This window comes from Paenibacillus albicereus, assembly GCF_012676905.1.
GTDB lineage: Bacteria > Bacillota > Bacilli > Paenibacillales > Paenibacillaceae > Paenibacillus_O > Paenibacillus_O albicereus.
On the sequence record NZ_CP051428.1, the window covers coordinates 1,450,001 to 1,466,010 of the forward strand.

Sequence of the window (16,010 nt, forward strand, 5' to 3'; positions counted from 1 at the left end):
CCGAAGGTCATGATCTCCGGCTGCCAAGAAAAGCCTCTAGCCAGGCGAAGGTGCCCGTACCGCAAACCGACACAGGTAGGCGAGCAGAGCATGCTAAGGCGCGCGGAGTAACTCTCGTTAAGGAACTCGGCAACATGACCCCGTAACTTCGGGAGAAGGGGTGCCTCGGTAGGGTGAATAGCCCGAGGGGGCCGCAGTGAAAAGGCCCAAGCGACTGTTTAGCAAAAACACAGGTCTGTGCGAAGCCGTAAGGCGAAGTATACGGGCTGACGCCTGCCCGGTGCTGGAAGGTTAAGGGGAGCGGTTAGGGGCAACCCGAAGCTGTGAACCGAAGCCCCAGTAAACGGCGGCCGTAACTATAACGGTCCTAAGGTAGCGAAATTCCTTGTCAGGTAAATTCTGACCCGCACGAATGGCGTAACGACTTGGGCGCTGTCTCAACGAGAGATCCGGTGAAATTTTACTACCTGTGAAGATGCAGGTTACCCGCGACAAGACGGAAAGACCCCATGGAGCTTTACTGCAGCTTGATATTGGACTTTGGTACGATCTGTACAGGATAGGTGGGAGCCTAGGAATCCGGAGCGCCAGCTTCGGGGGAGGCGCCGTTGGGATACCACCCTGATCGTATCGGAGTTCTAACCTGGCACCGTGAAACCGGTGCAGGGACCGTGTCAGGCGGGCAGTTTGACTGGGGCGGTCGCCTCCTAAAATGTAACGGAGGCGCCCAAAGGTTCCCTCAGAATGGTTGGAAATCATTCGCAGCGTGCAAAGGCATAAGGGAGCTTGACTGCGAGACCTACAAGTCGAGCAGGGACGAAAGTCGGGCTTAGTGATCCGGTGGTACCGAATGGAAGGGCCATCGCTCAACGGATAAAAGCTACCCTGGGGATAACAGGCTTATCTCCCCCAAGAGTCCACATCGACGGGGAGGTTTGGCACCTCGATGTCGGCTCATCGCATCCTGGGGCTGAAGTAGGTCCCAAGGGTTGGGCTGTTCGCCCATTAAAGCGGTACGCGAGCTGGGTTCAGAACGTCGTGAGACAGTTCGGTCCCTATCTGTCGTGGGCGCAGGAAATTTGAGAGGAGCTGTCCTTAGTACGAGAGGACCGGGATGGACGTACCGCTGGTGTACCAGTTGTTCCGCCAGGAGCACCGCTGGGTAGCTACGTACGGACGGGATAAGCGCTGAAAGCATCTAAGCGCGAAGCCCCCCTCAAGATGAGATTTCCCAGTATGTAAGACCCCTGGTAGACGACCAGGTTGATAGGCTCGAGGTGGAAGCGCGGCAACGTGTGCAGCTGACGAGTACTAATCGGTCGAGGGCTTATCCTATTCAAGCAAGACACAGCCGGTCAGCACGGCATTTCGTTCGATCCAGTTTTCAGGGCGCAAGTCCTGAAGCAACCCATCGCTTTATATTCCCTGATAGCTCAGTTGGTAGAGCACTCGACTGTTAATCGAGTTGTCACAGGTTCGAGTCCTGTTCGGGGAGCCATCTGGAGAGCTGTCCGAGTGGTCGAAGGAGCACGATTGGAAATCGTGTATACGTTAATCGCGTATCGAGAGTTCGAATCTCTCGCTCTCCGCCAGATATGGCCCGTTGGTCAAGGGGTTAAGACACCTCCCTTTCACGGAGGTAACAGGGGTTCGAATCCCCTACGGGTCACCATTTTTCTTTCAATGGCTTGATATTGGTTATCGTTCTAAGGTATATTAATACAAGCTGTTGCAATTGTTTTGGAAGCTTAGCTCAGCTGGGAGAGCATCTGCCTTACAAGCAGAGGGTCGGGGGTTCGATCCCCTCAGCTTCCACCATGAACTACCGCGGGGTGGAGCAGTCCGGTAGCTCGTCGGGCTCATAACCCGAAGGTCACAGGTTCAAATCCTGTCCCCGCAACCAATACGGAGCTGTGGTGTAGAGGCCTAACATGCCTGCCTGTCACGCAGGAGACCGCGGGTTCGAATCCCGTCAGCTCCGCCATTTTTTTATCAAATGTCAGGCTCGGTAGCTCAGTTGGTAGAGCAAAGGACTGAAAATCCTTGTGTCGGCGGTTCGATTCCGTCCCGAGCCACCATTTTGAAAATTGAATATGCCGCTGTAGCTCAACTGGTAGAGCAACTGACTTGTAATCAGTAGGTTGGGGGTTCAAGTCCTCTCGGCGGCACCAGCTTTTCCATGGAGGATTAGCGAAGTGGCCAAACGCAGCAGACTGTAAATCTGTTCTCTGACGAGTTCGGTGGTTCGAATCCATCATCCTCCACCAGTTTTAGGGGCATAGTTTAAAGGTAGAACAGCGGTCTCCAAAACCGTTAGTGTGGGTTCAATTCCTGCTGCCCCTGCCACCATGGCGATCGTGGCGAAGTGGTTAACGCACCGGATTGTGGTTCCGGCATTCGGGGGTTCAATTCCCCTCGATCGCCCCATCTTGTTATTGGGGATTAGCCAAGCGGTAAGGCAACGGACTTTGACTCCGTCATTCTCAGGTTCGATCCCTGAATCCCCAGCCATTTGCGGAAGTGGCTCAGCGGTAGAGCATCGCCTTGCCAAGGCGAGGGTCGCGGGTTCGATTCCCGTCTTCCGCTCCATTTGATTGAGGCGCCATAGCCAAGTGGTAAGGCAAAGCTCTGCAAAAGCTTTACCCCCAGTTCGAGTCTGGGTGGCGCCTCCATTTCTTTGCTTGACGTGTGCCCTTAGCTCAGCTGGATAGAGCATTTGACTACGAATCAAAAGGTCAGGAGTTCGAATCTCTTAGGGCACGCCACAAGCGGAATTTTTTTATTTTACGAGCAATTGCAAGTCTCAATATGCTGGTGTGGCGGAATGGCAGACGCGGCGGACTCAAAATCCGCTTCCGGAGACGGAGTGGGGGTTCGAGTCCCTTCACCAGCATCGCGTAAAAAACCCTTAGGAATATTTTCCTAAGGGTTTTTTGTGCTTTTCGTAGGATATCTTCGACAAGACCGAGAGAATTAAAATTATGAAATAAAAGTTAAATATGAAATATTAATATGAAATTTATATTCAGATGATAAGGAGCTGATGTTGAAGGAATAGGATGAGGGGGGTACTGCGATGAGGACAAGTTCAATCATTCGTACTAAAGGGGGAATGAGAATGAGAGCAAGAACCAAATTCGGGTATTCCGTTTTTATCGCGATTCTTATCGTATCGTTGCTGCAACAGGCATGGACCTTCCATGCGTATGCTGCTACTCCGGCACCGCAATATGGACGGGTCGTAGACTCCAGGCAGGTTGAGCTGGTTCCGGGAGCTACCTATGTGTGGCAGGACATCGAGGATGAACGAGGCAAACAGAAAGTCCATGCGGTATCGTTCCTCCCGGGTACGAACGGCCTCGAGCTGCGGGCGGGGCTGAAGGACGGCAACGTCTACGGCATGAAAGGGGTAACGGAAATGGCTGCCCATGCGGACCAGCCGGGGAATCGCGTCATTGCAGGGATCAACGGGGATTTTTACGAGATATCCGGATTCGCGAGGGGAGTTCCGAACGGGCTGTTTGTCGATGAAGGGCGCATCCTCAATAGCGGCATCTCTTCGTATGCTTTCGGACTGACGGCAGACGGCCTCTCGCTATATGGCATGCCGAAGCTGACGAAAACGATTGAGATCATGGGCAGCTCGCATGCTCTCACCAGCATCAATCGTCAACGCGATCTGAATCAGCTCGTCTTATACACTTCGGATTACTCCGCATCGACGCATACCTCGCCGGATGGAGACGAATATGTGCTTGCGGTGAAGGAAGGAGAGGTGAAGAGCGGTCAAAAAATGACGCTCCAGGTCGCCGAGATCAGATCGAACAAGGGCGATACGACGTTGAAGGAAGGAACGGTTGTTTTATCTGCTTCCGGTACGGCGAAAGCTGCGGTCAGCGGATTGAAGGTCGGCGACGAAATAGCCGCTTCATTCCTCTTGGACGAGCCTTGGCGGGAGGCGAAGCTGATTATCGGCGGAATGGGACCGCTCGTCAAGGATGGCGTAGTTCAGGCAGGAGTCGGCCCGGCAGGCGTACATCCTCGTACCGCGATCGGCACCAAAGCCGACGGGAGCGTCGTTCTGTTCGAGGTCGACGGGAGAGCGCCTGGGTTCAGCGAAGGCGTCGAGACCGAAGAGCTGGGCGAAATGATGAAGGATATGGGCATCGTGCAGGCGATGAATTTGGACGGAGGCGGCTCCTCGACATTCATTGCCCGCATGCCGGGCTCCTCTCGGTCGCTCATGCTGAATCGCGGCTCGGACGGCTTTGAGCGCAAGACCGGGAACGGTCTGCTGCTCGTCAGCACGGCGCCTGAATCCGGGGCAGCGGCCTCTCTAGCGATACAGCCTTCGACCGAGCGGATTTTGGCCGGCTCGTCGTTTTCTTTCACGGCGGCAGGCGTGGATCGCAACGGACATCCTGCTCCGCTGCCGGGCGAGCCGGTCTGGAGCGTCGAAGACGGGATCGGCACGATAGGCGGCGATGGAAGCTTCCGCTCCGGGACGAGCGCGGGCAGCGGCGTTATCCATGCGGTGGCCGGACAGGCAAGCGGGGCGGCTCGGATCGAGGTGGTGGACGTCATTACCAGCCTGGAGTTTTCAGACAAGGCAAGGACGTTCTCCAGCGGCGCGAGAGAAAAACTGGACGTTTGCGTATTGAGGGACGGACAAGTCATTCAGGCGGATAATCGGAGCTTGCAGTGGCGAGTCGAAGGCGATATCGGCACGATCGATGCGGACGGCGTCTTTGCGGCAACGGAAGAAACGGGCATTCATGGCAAAATCGTCGTCAGCTACAGCGGAATCGAAGCGTCGATGGACGTCAGCGTCGGCGTTCCGCCTGCTTTGCTGGAGACGTTCGAGCAGGGGCTGTCGGCTTATCAGGCATCAGGGGCTGCTTTCAACTCGGTCCACATATCGGACACGGCCGATCCGGACTTCGTTCGCAACGGACAAAAAGCGCTGAAGCTGGACTACGATTTCACCGGCAAAACGGGAACGTCCGGAGCTTATCTCAGCGCCGTATCCCAAGAAGCCCGCATCCAGATTCCAGGCTATCCCGAGAAGATCAGCATGTGGGTGTACGGCGACGGAAAGAAGCACTGGCTGCGCGGGCAAATAAGAGACGGCAACAACGCTGCGGTGGCGATCGACTTCACCGACCAGGTGGTCGGCGTCGACTGGACAGGCTGGCGCTATGTCGAGGCAGCGGTGCCGAAGGGGAAGGCGCTGCCGCTCACGATGGACATGCCGGTCCGCTATATGGAGACGAAAAATACGAATAAAACGGCAGGCACGCTCTACATCGATGAGATCAGAGCGGTCTATGGCCCCCTGGAGGAAGATCACGAGCCACCGGTGCTCAAAAAAGCTTCGCCGGCCCCGAATGAGCGGGTGACGACGGCTACGCCGATGATCGCGGTGACGGCGGAAGATGCCGGCTACGATCCGGTCCAGCACCCGGGCACGACGCAAATCGATCCGGCTTCGATCCGAGTCTATCTCGACGACCGTCAGGTCGAGCATGGCTTGTACCCTCCGAAAGGGGAGATTTCCTACAAGCCGCGGGAGCCGCTGGCCGAAGGAAGGCATAAGGTCAAGGTAGCGGTAAGGGATCTGGCCGGCAACCAGACGATCCAGACCTGGTATTTCAGCGTCAATCTGGGCTCGCCGTATTATGACTATGAGACTCCGAGCGAACTTCATCCCGGAGGGACGTACGAGGTTGAAATCCGAGCGATAAAAGCATCCAAGCTGAAGGAAGGGCATATTGCGTTCCGCTTCGATCCGAAAGCGGCGAGGAACGTGGAGGTGAGGCTGGGGGATCGGGTCACGGATCAGCAGGTGGAAACGGTGATGGATGAGGCGCAAGGCGAAATTCGCCTGAACTTCAACCAGCTGCATGAGGCGGATTTGTCGGACGAAGAACCGATCGCCTCGATCCAGTACACCGTCGACAGCGGTTATGTCGGCCCCCATACGCTGGAGGAAGCGAAGGGAGAGCTGTCGAGGCCGTTCGCCATCCGCTTCGATTCCGGCTCTGTGCAGTCGACGGAAGGAGAAGGCAAGACGATCGAGTTCGCCGGACCGGATATCGAGGCGGTCGTGCGTCCGGAGCTTTCTTTGAGCTGGAAGCCGCATGAAATCGCGCTCGGAGAACCGGCAGCATTCACTGTCCTGCGGCAAGGGGTCGGCGTGTCGGGGGCTAAGCTGCTTTTGAATGGCATCGAAGTAAGCGACGGCTCCGCAGGAGAGAGCGGCATCATCCGGAGCGCCGAAGCTGCGGCCAAGGCAGGAGCCTACACGCTGCAGGCGGTGTCGGGAACGTCGTACAGCGCGCTGCTGCGCTACACGGTGGCTGCTCCGGCAGGCTCTGCAGCCCCGCAGAACGTCAACGTTGCGGTCGGCACGGACGCATCGACGGAGCGGCTGTTCGCCTGGCAGACTTCGCCCGAGACGAGCGTCACGGTCGTCGAGCTGGCGAAGCGGGAGGCATTCGCGGGCTTCGGGAACGGCGAGGTCCAACGGATCGAAGGAACGTCGAGCCTGTATACGACGGACAACGACGGCACGCTGCGCCTTCATCGGGCGAAGTCCATCGGCCTGGAGCCGGATACCGAATATGTGTACCGGGTCGGCGACGGGAGCTCTGCCTGGAGCTCCGAAGGGTCGTTCCGCACGAGCGCGGATGATGGAGGGCGGACCCGCCTGCTGTTCTTCGGCGATTCGCAGGCAGGCGATCAGGCGGGCTTCAAGCTTTGGGGAGATACGTTGAAGCGGGCGCTGGCGGATGTTCCGGATGCCGATCTGATCCTTCATGCAGGCGACATGGTGGACAAAGGCTTTGAGCAGGAGCAGTGGAACTGGTGGTTCAGCGAAGCCGGACAAGCGCTCCGCTCGTCGACGCTCGTGCCGGTCATCGGCAACCACGAGGTCATGGGCACCAATGGAAGCGGCGATTTCCGGGCGCAATTCTATACGCCGGGCAACGGTTCCTCGGCGGCTCCGGGAACGAGCTACTCCTTCGACATCAACAACACCCATGTCGTCGTGCTCGATACCGAGCAGGCTGACGAAGGCCTGAAGGCGCAAGCGGAATGGCTTGACCGCGACCTGGCCGCATCCGAAGCGAGATGGACCATCCTCGTGTTCCATCAAGGTCCTTACGGCAGCATTTATTCAAACGAGAAGGTCCAGCAGCTGTGGGTGCCTGTCATCGATAAGCATAAGGTCGATCTCGTGCTGAATGGCCATGACCATATCTACATGAGAAGCTATCCGATGAAGGAAGGGCAGATCGCTGCGGAAGAGGCCGGCACCCGCTACGTCATCGGAGGCTCTTCCGGACCGAAGTTCTACGCGTTGACGGAGCGGTTCTGGCAGGAGAAGATCTTCGATGGAGACGAGCAGATCTATACGTCGATTGAGATCGGCGAGAAGGAGATTCAGCTGACGGCAAAGAAGCTGGACGGCAGCATCGTCGATTCGCTGCGCATCCCTGGCCGCGAGGCGGAGAAGCCGGCTTCCCTGCGGCTGACCGGCAAGCTGCAGCTCAAGCCCGGAGATACGGATACGGTCGTAACCGAAGCGGTGTATGCGTCTGGCCGTGTCGAAGCGGTGCGGGAGAACGTTGCTTATACCAGCTCGGAGCAACGGGTCGCGACGGTGGACCGCGACGGCACCGTCACCGCCCATCAGGTCGGCCGCGCGATCATCCAGGCGGAGCTCGGAGACCTCAAGGCCAGCTACGAGCTGGAAGTCACGGAAAAAGAGCCGATGCTTGCGTCGATCCGACTGCAAGGACCGAAAAAGCTGGCGCCGGGAGAAGGCGCCGCGCTGGTCACCGAGGCGGTATACAGCGACGGTTCCCGTCATCTGCTGCAGGGAGCTGCCTACGGGACGGCGGATGAGTCCGTGGCGATCGTCCAAGACGGCTATCTGAAGGCGGTCGGAGAAGGCAGGACGGTCGTGACGGCCGTCTACGGAGAGTGGAAGGACGGCTACGAGCTGGAGGTCGCGAAGCCGGCAGCTCCTTCTCCGGATCCTTCGCCGACGCCGAGTCCGACACCGGACCCTACGCCGAGTCCGACACCGGACCCTACGCCGAGTCCGACACCGGACCCTACGCCGAGTCCGACACCGGACCCTACGCCAAGTCCGACGCCTAGCATCCCGGCATCGCCGGCGCCGGACCCAGGCGGTGTCCAGCCGACGCCAGGACCGGCTCCATCTGAGGATGAGCTAGTGCTGACGGAAGAGCAGCTGAGCGGCGGCGGGCAGGATGGAGCCGTAGTCGTGAGCGTCTCGGACTGGCCGAGCCGGATTGTCGTTCCGAGTCGAGCTGTCGAGCTGCTCGATGGACGGGCGCTGCGGATTGAATCGGATCGAATCCGAGTCACCATTCCGGCGGAAACGCTGCGCAAGCTATGGAGCCGGCTCTCCGGCGATGGATCTGATGCCGCAGGCGAGAGCATCGTTCTGAAGTCCCTTCCGCAGGATGCGGAGAAGCTGCTGGCTGCAGCGTCCTCCCGCTACGGCGCAATCTTGTCCGCTACGAGCGAGCTGAGGCAGTGGTCGCTGGAGCTGGCAGGGCCGGAGGGCAGGACGATCGCGTCCTTGGAAGGGCCGATCGGGCTGGAGCTGCTCCAGGACAAGTCTGATCCGCATCGTACGGGCTTCTACCGGCTGCTTCCAGACGGCACGCTCCGCTTCGAGAAGGCTGCGGGCGGCGCCTGGGTTGCCGCTGAAATCAAGGAGGCCGGTCTTTATGGAGCGCTGTCGTTCGACCGAGCCTATGCCGACGTGCCGACCGGCCACTGGGCAAGCGATGCCATCCAGTCGCTGACGGCGAGGCTGATCGTGCAAGGCGACGGCCGCGGCGCGTTCGAGCCGGGACGCAACGTCACGCGCGCCGAGTTCGCGGCCATGCTGGTCCGGGCCCTCCGGCTGGAGGGGGCCGAGGGCGATGCCGGGTATTCGGACGTTCCGGCGGACAGCCGGCATGCCGCCGAACTCGCGCAAGCCCGCCATGCCGGCCTGGCGCAAGGTTCGGGCACGGGGCGCTTCGAGCCGGATCGTTCGATCCAGCGGCAGGAAATGGCCGCGATGCTGATTCGAGCGTACGCGCTTCGAGCCGAGCAGGCTCTCCCGGACGGGGCAGCGGGCACGGCCTTCCGCGATGCGGCACGCATGGCGGCTTGGGCCAAGCAGGCGATCGGCCAGGCGCAAGCTCTCGGCCTGATCGAGGGAGCCGGAAACGGCCGGTTCCTGCCGGACGCGAGCGGAACTCGGGCGGAAGCCGCGAGGATGATCCAGCGCCTTTTGGCCTTGCTGGAGACGGGCGCGGCGGATTAAGCCTGCTCAAATGCGGAACGGCTGGTCGAATTGCATTCAAGAGCATCGAAATGCTGAAAAGAGGGCGTCCGCGGGACGCCCTCTTTCGCGATGCCGATCGGTCCGGGACGCTACCGGACAGCAGGTGGAGGTAGCCCCCGACTTGAGTCCAGGTCAAGAAACGTTCCGAGGTCCGTTTTGGGAAAAGCGCATCTGACCTAGAATAAAGACATGAAGCAAACGACCAATGGTCCGGAAGGCGGTGACAATCAACGATGAAAAAGAACTCGACGGTAGGCTTGATCTTGATTGCGGCAGGTGTTCTGGTCGCGATGAAATTCCTGGGGCTTGGACATTTAATCAACTGGGTCGTCTCGCTGCTGTTCCCTCTGATCCTGATCGGCCTCGGCTACATCGGATGGCGCAACGGCAACAAGCTGATCGGCGGCATTCTCGCCTTTATCGGCGTCATTATCCTGCTCGGCAAGCTGTCTGGCCTGTTCCTGCTGCTGCTGGCGGTCGGCCTGATCGCTTGGGGCGTATCGAAGCTTAAAGAAGGACGTACCTACTGATCGCGCTGTCGCATAAGCGCCTGCTAAGGAGGATATAGGATGAGCATCATCAGACGAGTTCGAGACATCACGCTCGCGACCTTGAACGAGCATCTTGAAAAAGCCGAGGATCCGGTCAAGCTGATCGACCAATTCCTCTGGGCGACGCGGGAGGAGATCATTCAGTCCGAACGGCTGCACGCCCAGTACTCGGCACATGGACAGCATCTGAAAATGCAATGGCTCCAGGCGGAGCAGCAGAGGGAGAAGAGAGAGCAGCAAGCGGTGACGGCACTGAAAGCCGGCGAAGAGCAGCTGGCGCGCATCGCCCTTCACGAAAAGGCATCCGCGGAGGAGCGCTCGGCTCAGTACCGCGACCTGTACGAGCAGAGCCGGCTCAACATGGAGGATCTGGAAAAGACGCTGCAGGAGATGCGCAGCGAGTACCAGATCGTCTACGACAAACGGGAGTATTACTCGGCCCGCATGGAATCGCTCAAGCTGCAGCAGCGCATGAATTCGCGCTACAGCGCGGCAGGCGCCGGGGGCAAGCCGGAAGGCATGTTCCGCCGTCTGGACGACCGCATCAGCGGCTTGGAGCATGAGGCCCGCAGCCTGCGAGACCTCAGGCAAGGCGGCCCGGACTTCGCGGCTGCCGAGCGCGGAGCCGTCAATCCCAAGGTCGAGCTTGAGCTCGAGCAGCTCAAACGAAAGCTAGGACAAGGAGGCTGACCGACATGAAGCAACTTTACCGGTCCAGACAGAAGAAGATCATGACCGGGCTCAGCGGCGGATTGTCCGACTACTTCAACGTCGATGTCAATCTGCTCCGCATCCTCATCATCATCCTGGCGATCTGCACGAGCGGGGCCGCGATTCTGGTCTATATCCTGGCGGCGCTTGTCATTCCGAAGGAGCCTCCTTATGACTCCTACCCGCCCGGAGGTTACGGTCCATACGGCGGCTACGGCGGCCCGCAGCGTCCGGAGCAAGGCTACGGCTTCGATCCGCGCCGGCGCCAGGACGGCCCTTACGGCGGCCCTTACCGCAACCCGCCGCAATACGGTGCCGGTTCTCACGACCCGGCTTGGAAGGAAGCCTCGGAGCCTTCCGCGTCCGAGCTGGACAAAATGATGGACGATCTGGAGAAAAAGGCGCTCCGCAAGGAGCTGGACGATTTGAAAGCCAAACTCGCGAAGTACGAGAAGGGAGAATGACAACATGGGTATTTTCAAACGGATGAAGGATATTACGAAGGCGTCGATGCATGAGGTGCTGGACAAGATGGAAGATCCGGTCATCATGCTCAACCAATACCTGCGCGACATGGAGCAGGAGATCCACCAGGCGGAGGTTACCGTCGCCAAGCAGATGGCGGGCGAGCGCCGCATGCAGCAGCGCCACGAAGAAGCGCAGCGCAGCGCGGCGGACCGCGACAGCAAGGCCGAGGCGGCCCTGCGCTCGGGACAGGAGGATCTGGCCCGGACGATGCTGGAGGAGAAGCTGTACTTCGACGAGAAGACGGAGGAATTCAGCCGTCTCCACGCGGAAGCCAAAGCTCAGGCGGACGAGCTGAAGCACCAGCTGTACGGCATGAAGGATGAGTTCTACCAGCTGCGCAACAAGCGCAACGAGCTGGCGGCGCGCGCTCAGATGGCGAAGGCCAAAAAGCAGATGTCCCAGACGTCCTCGGTCGGTCATATCGATTCGGGCAGCGCCTCGCGCGGCTTCGGCCGCATGGAGGAGAAGATCCTCCGCCTGGAGGCGGAAGCCGACGTGCTCCGCACCCCGTACGGACCGGGAACGGGCGGATATCGCTCCGAAGCGAAGCCGGAGAACCAGCTCAAGGTCGAGGAGCAGCTCCGTCTGCTCAAGAACAAGCTGAATCCGACGCCAGCTGCGGATGAGGAGACGTCGAAGGATTCCTAGGAATAAAACGGGAAGGGCGCCGTATAGGCCGGCCGCTCGCCTGCAGCAGCCCCAAACCGGACAGCTGAAGCTGACGGTTCGGGGCTTTGTTCTGCTGTGGGGACTCGTGCGCTTGCGGGAGCTTGTTCCAACGCCTCGGGAAGCGTTAAAGTAGAGAAAGAGAGGGGGAGCTGAAGTGTCCGCCAAGAAGCCTCCGGAAAGAGAGCGGGAACCGAACCGCCGCAACAGAATGGAAATCCTGCTATGGCTGCTCATTTTGCTCGGATTGCTGCTGATCTTGCTGCAAGGTCTCGGGTATGTGGAATTTTTCGCGCTGCAGGGTAAAGCGGCTCTGTACGGATTGACGATCATCGCGGTCGCGATGGCGGCATCGGCGCTCAAGAGCTCGGTACAGACGAGCAGGCTGAAGGAGGCGCTGCGCAAGCTCAATCAGCAGCAGGGCGCGCGCCGCAAGACGATTACGATTCCGACGGCGAAGAAGGAAGGCGAGCTGCCGGAGGAAGAGGAGCAGGAGCGCGAGCGCGAGGAATGGCAGGAGCAGGTGAAGTTCACCGCCGTCATCGAAGAGCGCCAGCGGCTCTCGCGGGAGCTGCATGACGCGGTGAGCCAGCAGCTGTTCGCCATATCCATGACGGCTACCGCCGTCAGCCGGACGATCGAGAAGGATTGGGAGAGAGCGCGCCGGCAAGTGCAGCTGATCGAGGAGATGGCAGCGGTCGCGCAGTCCGAGATGAGGGCGCTGCTGCTGCATTTGCGGCCGGTGCATCTCGACGGCAAGGATCTCGCGCAGGCGCTGGAGAGGCTCGTCTCGGAGCTGCAGGCCAAGGTGCCGATGGAGATCAGCATCCAGGTGGACCGGACGCTGCTGTTCCATCCGAACGCGGAGGACCATCTGTTCCGGATCGCGCAGGAGGCTCTTTCCAACACGCTGCGGCATGCCAAGGCGAGCAAGATGGACATATCGCTGAGGCGGGACGGATCGCTCGCCAAGCTGAGCTTCACCGACAACGGGATTGGATTCGATCTGGAAGAGAAGAAGCAGGCCTCCTACGGTCTGCTGACGATGGAAGAGCGCATCCACGAGCTGGGCGGACGGATCGCCGTCAATACGGCTCCGGGCGAAGGCACGGCGATCGAGATGTGGGTGCCGCTCGAGGACGGAAAGGGGATAGGGGCATGAGCGGGATATTGAGCGGCGAAGACCAGGAGACACCGGCAATCCGGGTGCTGCTGGTCGACGATCATGAGATGGTGCGGATCGGCCTCGCGGCCGTGCTGGACACCGAGGACGGGATCGAGGTCGTCGGCGAGGCGGGCAACGGCAAGGAGGGAATTCGGCTGGCGCTGGCGTACAAGCCGGACGTCGTGCTGATGGATCTCGTGATGGAGGAGCTGGACGGCGTCGAGACGACTCGGCAGATCATGGAGCAGCTCCCGGATACGAGAGTCATCGTGCTGACGAGCTATCTCGACGATAGCAAGCTGTATCCCGTCATCGAGGCGGGAGCGTTCAGCTATCTGCTGAAGACGTCCCGGGCCGGCGAGATCGCGGACGCGATCCGGGCTGCGTCCCGAGGGCAGTCCGTGCTGGAGTCGCAGGTCGCGGCCAAGATGATGAACCGCTTCCGGCAGCCGAAGCCGGCCGCGCAAAAAGCTCCGCACGAGGAGCTTACGGAGCGGGAGATGGACGTGCTCAAGCTGGTCGCCCAAGGGCTGTCCAACCAGGATATCGCGGACCGGCTGTTCATCAGCATCAAGACGGTCAAGTTCCATGTGACGAACGTGCTGAACAAGCTGGGCGTCGAGGATCGCACGCAAGCCGCGATCTACGCGCACAAGCATGATTTGGAGCTCGAATAGCGGGCTCTCAGACGCTCTCGTGCAGCCTCCAGCCTTGGGGAGGCAGGAAGCTGCCCGGCGCTCCGTACTCGTTGTACTGCGTATACGGCAGCGTGAGCGCATCGGAAAGCAGCGAGCGCGCAGGCAGCTCCAGCAGTCCGGTAAGGATGCTCTCGGCGCAAGGAAGCAGTCCTTCGGCGCTGTAGAGCGCGCGGAGCACGGAGTCGGGGCGCTCGTCGAGCAGTCGGTTCAAGGTGATCGTGTCGATCTGGAGCCTGCCTTGCCCGGAAGTTCCCGAAGGGAAAAATCCGGCGGCTGCCGCGGCTGGATGAGCGGCCAAGCGGGCCAGCTCGGCTTCCACCTCGGAGCTGAGCGTCGCGCTGCAGCGGAAGCTCAGCAGCATCAGCGAGTTCCAGCCGCTCTCGAGCCGGCGCACGGCATCCCCGAGCCCGGGCACGTCCAGGACGCTTCGGCCGTTTTCCAGATGCCGGCGGCGTTCCCGCAAGCGGCGTACGGCCAGCAGCTGGGCGGCGACCGCTTCCGTCCAGGAGGCCGCCTCCGACAGCGCGCTTCTCATCTGTCCTCCTGCCTCTCCGTAAAGGAGGCTCCAGGACGGGATGCCTGCGGAGGCGGACGATTCGGGACGGACGGCGGCGGGCTGGACGGGAGAAGTCCTTTCGATCGAGCGGCGCGGGAAAATCCGATGCAACGGTTGGAGCAAGGGAAGCGTCCTCCTTCGGCATGCAGGATAAGTTGCTTTCCTTTACCCGAATCCAGCGCGATGCCAAACAGCCTGCTCCGCTCCGAAGAGAGCGAAGCAGGCTGGCCTTGCCGGGCCGCGAGGGATGCGGTGATGCCGGGCCTCCGTCAGATGAGGAGCAGCAGGAACGCCAGAGCGGCCAGGCTGACGCCGATGGCCGGACCCCAGCCGAAGCCGTAGCCGTACGGCGGATAGCCGCCCGGATGCCCGAATCCCGGAGCGGCTTCCTGGGCACCGCCGGGGCCGTAAGGATAGCCGGGGCGGAACGGAAACGCCTGGGTATGGGCTTCGGGCTCCTTGTCGGCCGCCTTGACGGCCTTGCCTTTTTTGCCCTTGTTCTTGCTTGCGGGCTTGGCGGCGGAGATGCCGGCGGACGCGAAGCGCCGGTCATGATAGTCCTCGCCGCCGTTCAGGAAAACGTGGCCGTCGCGGCAGGCCGTGAGCGTGCCGACATGGCGCGTGCCGTCCTTGAGAATCATGCAGACGGGCATGCCGCAGAATTGCTTGATGTGGTCTTCGTGAAGTGGTCGAATCGGTTCCATGCTGCCATTCATCCTTTCGGTCCGATGTGCGGGATGGGATGATGCAGTATATTCACCTACGGGCGGATGCGCATGGTCAAACACCCAATTCGGGCTATCCAAAAGGAGCGGATCGAATGCAAGCGAGGGAAGCGGACCGGAAGCGGCGGGCCAGACAAGCGTTCGGGCTGGGAGCGGCGGCGCTGCTGCTCGCGGTGCTGGCTATCGTCTCGTCGTCGCGCGAGGCGGGAGCGCCGGGATGGGGAGCGCGGGACAAGCCGGCGCGGTCGAGCCAGCTCCAGTCGGCCTCGATGGGCGATCTGGGCCGGCTATGGCAATGGGCCGAGGCGGACTTCAGCGGCGGCGCGGCGGGCGGAAGCTGGGGACTTCGCTGGCTCGTCCCGGGGCTGACCAAGGAGCAGGCGGAGCGGCTGCCGGGTGAGCTGGCAGGCGGGGATGGCAGTCTTCCTCCCCTGACGGATGAATCGGGGACGGAATCGGGCATTCTATGGAAAGCGGAGCGGACGGACGAATCGGGCCATTGGCTCCTCTCCGGATTGCACGGCGGGGACGGGGAGTCGGCGCCCGTGGAAGCCGTCATCCGGCTGCAATCGGCGGAGCTTGCCTCGAAGGCTGTGCTCGAGCAGGCGCAGGAACGGGTGCTCGGCGCGCTGCGGGCCGTCGGCGCGGACGACGCTTCCGCGCTTCTCTCGATCCAGGCAAGCGGAAGCGGGCTGCGGGGAGACAGCGCGGAGCGCATCCTGGCCGCGGCCGAGGCGCGGCGGCTGGATCGCTACGAGGATGACGTGATGATCCTGTCGACCTACGCCTCCGGCCGCTTGGACGGAGCGGTCGGGCTGGCGGAGGGAGGACGGTCGGAGCGGGCGAACCTGCAGCTGGCGGCGACCAAGCCCGGCAAGGAGGGCGGCGGCGGAACCCTTACGATCGGCGTTCCGCTGCTGACGGGCGAGGCGGGCGTTCCATGAGCCGCCGCAGCGCCTTCTCTCGACGGCTGCCGAACGTGAAGGGCCCATGAAGATTGGGTGAGATCAATAGCCGCGCCCGCACCGATATGT

General features: G+C 60.9%; 10 protein-coding genes, 16 tRNA genes and 1 rRNA gene (1 of these 27 cut by a window edge). 25 read left to right on the forward strand and 2 right to left on the reverse strand.

Annotated elements, in window-relative coordinates:
- The 24 genes from HGI30_RS06365 to HGI30_RS06480 form a co-directional block, all read left to right on the forward strand.
- Positions 1-1,335, forward strand: a 23S ribosomal RNA gene (locus HGI30_RS06365) (it extends 1,595 nt beyond the left edge of the window).
- An 87-nt stretch (positions 1,336-1,422) separates the two neighbouring features.
- Positions 1,423-1,498: transfer RNA gene (locus HGI30_RS06370), tRNA-Asn, on the forward strand.
- Positions 1,499-1,501: 3 nt separating this feature from the next.
- Positions 1,502-1,592: transfer RNA gene (locus tag HGI30_RS06375), tRNA-Ser, on the forward strand.
- Between the two features lie 5 nt (positions 1,593-1,597).
- Positions 1,598-1,672: transfer RNA gene (locus HGI30_RS06380), tRNA-Glu, on the forward strand.
- A gap of 70 nt (positions 1,673-1,742) precedes the next feature.
- Positions 1,743-1,818, forward strand: a tRNA-Val gene (locus tag HGI30_RS06385).
- Between the two features lie 8 nt (positions 1,819-1,826).
- Positions 1,827-1,903: transfer RNA gene (locus HGI30_RS06390), tRNA-Met, on the forward strand.
- Between the two features lie 4 nt (positions 1,904-1,907).
- Positions 1,908-1,984 (forward strand) — tRNA-Asp (locus HGI30_RS06395).
- An 18-nt stretch (positions 1,985-2,002) separates the two neighbouring features.
- Positions 2,003-2,078: transfer RNA gene (locus HGI30_RS06400), tRNA-Phe, on the forward strand.
- A 17-nt stretch (positions 2,079-2,095) separates the two neighbouring features.
- Positions 2,096-2,171 (forward strand) — tRNA-Thr (locus HGI30_RS06405).
- Between the two features lie 10 nt (positions 2,172-2,181).
- Positions 2,182-2,267, forward strand: a tRNA-Tyr gene (locus HGI30_RS06410).
- A 5-nt stretch (positions 2,268-2,272) separates the two neighbouring features.
- Positions 2,273-2,346 (forward strand) — tRNA-Trp (locus tag HGI30_RS06415).
- Positions 2,347-2,351: 5 nt separating this feature from the next.
- Positions 2,352-2,427: transfer RNA gene (locus tag HGI30_RS06420), tRNA-His, on the forward strand.
- A 9-nt stretch (positions 2,428-2,436) separates the two neighbouring features.
- Positions 2,437-2,511, forward strand: a tRNA-Gln gene (locus tag HGI30_RS06425).
- Between the two features lie 3 nt (positions 2,512-2,514).
- Positions 2,515-2,589, forward strand: a tRNA-Gly gene (locus tag HGI30_RS06430).
- A 9-nt stretch (positions 2,590-2,598) separates the two neighbouring features.
- Positions 2,599-2,672 (forward strand) — tRNA-Cys (locus tag HGI30_RS06435).
- A 16-nt stretch (positions 2,673-2,688) separates the two neighbouring features.
- Positions 2,689-2,765: transfer RNA gene (locus HGI30_RS06440), tRNA-Arg, on the forward strand.
- A 45-nt stretch (positions 2,766-2,810) separates the two neighbouring features.
- A tRNA-Leu gene (locus HGI30_RS06445) sits at positions 2,811-2,893 on the forward strand.
- 390 nt (positions 2,894-3,283) lie between these two features.
- A complete protein-coding gene (locus tag HGI30_RS06450; RefSeq protein WP_168906873.1) occupies positions 3,284-9,355 on the forward strand; it encodes a phosphodiester glycosidase family protein in 6,072 nt (2,023 codons plus the stop codon).
- A 254-nt stretch (positions 9,356-9,609) separates the two neighbouring features.
- Positions 9,610-9,906 (forward strand): LiaF transmembrane domain-containing protein, encoded by a 297-nt coding sequence (locus tag HGI30_RS06455; RefSeq protein WP_168906874.1) that lies wholly within the window; start codon positions 9,610-9,612, stop codon positions 9,904-9,906.
- Positions 9,907-9,945: 39 nt separating this feature from the next.
- Positions 9,946-10,617: a PspA/IM30 family protein gene (locus HGI30_RS06460; RefSeq protein ID WP_168906875.1), complete on the forward strand. Its 672-nt coding sequence runs from the start codon at positions 9,946-9,948 to the stop codon at positions 10,615-10,617.
- Between the two features lie 5 nt (positions 10,618-10,622).
- Positions 10,623-11,102, forward strand: coding sequence for a PspC domain-containing protein (locus HGI30_RS06465; protein ID WP_168906876.1), 480 nt, complete (start codon positions 10,623-10,625; stop codon positions 11,100-11,102).
- Positions 11,103-11,106: 4 nt separating this feature from the next.
- The gene (locus HGI30_RS06470) at positions 11,107-11,814 is read left to right on the forward strand and encodes a PspA/IM30 family protein (protein ID WP_168906877.1); all 708 of its coding nucleotides are present in this window, start codon (positions 11,107-11,109) and stop codon (positions 11,812-11,814) included.
- A 175-nt stretch (positions 11,815-11,989) separates the two neighbouring features.
- On the forward strand, positions 11,990-12,994 hold the full coding sequence (locus HGI30_RS06475; RefSeq protein ID WP_235680343.1) for a sensor histidine kinase: 1,005 nt from the start codon (positions 11,990-11,992) through the stop codon (positions 12,992-12,994).
- Positions 12,991-13,674: a response regulator gene (locus tag HGI30_RS06480; protein WP_168906878.1), complete on the forward strand. Its 684-nt coding sequence runs from the start codon at positions 12,991-12,993 to the stop codon at positions 13,672-13,674. Before HGI30_RS06475 ends, HGI30_RS06480 begins: the two co-directional genes overlap by 4 nt.
- A 7-nt stretch (positions 13,675-13,681) precedes the next feature.
- On the opposite strand, the gene HGI30_RS06485 is transcribed toward HGI30_RS06480, so the two are convergent.
- Positions 13,682-14,374, reverse strand: a complete 693-nt coding sequence (locus tag HGI30_RS06485; protein WP_168906879.1) for a hypothetical protein — start codon at positions 14,372-14,374, stop codon at positions 13,682-13,684.
- Positions 14,375-14,520: 146 nt separating this feature from the next.
- Positions 14,521-14,955 carry a hypothetical protein gene (locus HGI30_RS06490; protein ID WP_168906880.1) on the reverse strand — a complete coding sequence of 145 codons (435 nt, stop codon included), beginning with the start codon at positions 14,953-14,955 and terminating at the stop codon, positions 14,521-14,523.
- A 116-nt stretch (positions 14,956-15,071) separates the two neighbouring features.
- Between HGI30_RS06490 and HGI30_RS06495 the strand changes: the two genes are divergently transcribed.
- Positions 15,072-15,920 (forward strand): hypothetical protein, encoded by an 849-nt coding sequence (locus HGI30_RS06495; RefSeq protein ID WP_168906881.1) that lies wholly within the window; start codon positions 15,072-15,074, stop codon positions 15,918-15,920.
- Positions 15,921-16,010: the final 90 nt, after the last annotated feature.

Coding starts and splice junctions, on each gene's coding strand:
- HGI30_RS06455 (WP_168906874.1), top strand. CDS start 9,610: ATGAAAAAGAACTCGACGGTAGGCTTGATCTTGATTGCGGCAGGTGTT.
- HGI30_RS06460 (WP_168906875.1), top strand. CDS start 9,946: ATGAGCATCATCAGACGAGTTCGAGACATCACGCTCGCGACCTTGAAC.
- HGI30_RS06465 (WP_168906876.1), top strand. CDS start 10,623: ATGAAGCAACTTTACCGGTCCAGACAGAAGAAGATCATGACCGGGCTC.
- HGI30_RS06470 (WP_168906877.1), top strand. CDS start 11,107: ATGGGTATTTTCAAACGGATGAAGGATATTACGAAGGCGTCGATGCAT.
- HGI30_RS06480 (WP_168906878.1), top strand. CDS start 12,991: ATGAGCGGGATATTGAGCGGCGAAGACCAGGAGACACCGGCAATCCGG.
- HGI30_RS06490 (WP_168906880.1), bottom strand. CDS start 14,955: ATGGAACCGATTCGACCACTTCACGAAGACCACATCAAGCAATTCTGC.
- HGI30_RS06495 (WP_168906881.1), top strand. CDS start 15,072: ATGCAAGCGAGGGAAGCGGACCGGAAGCGGCGGGCCAGACAAGCGTTC.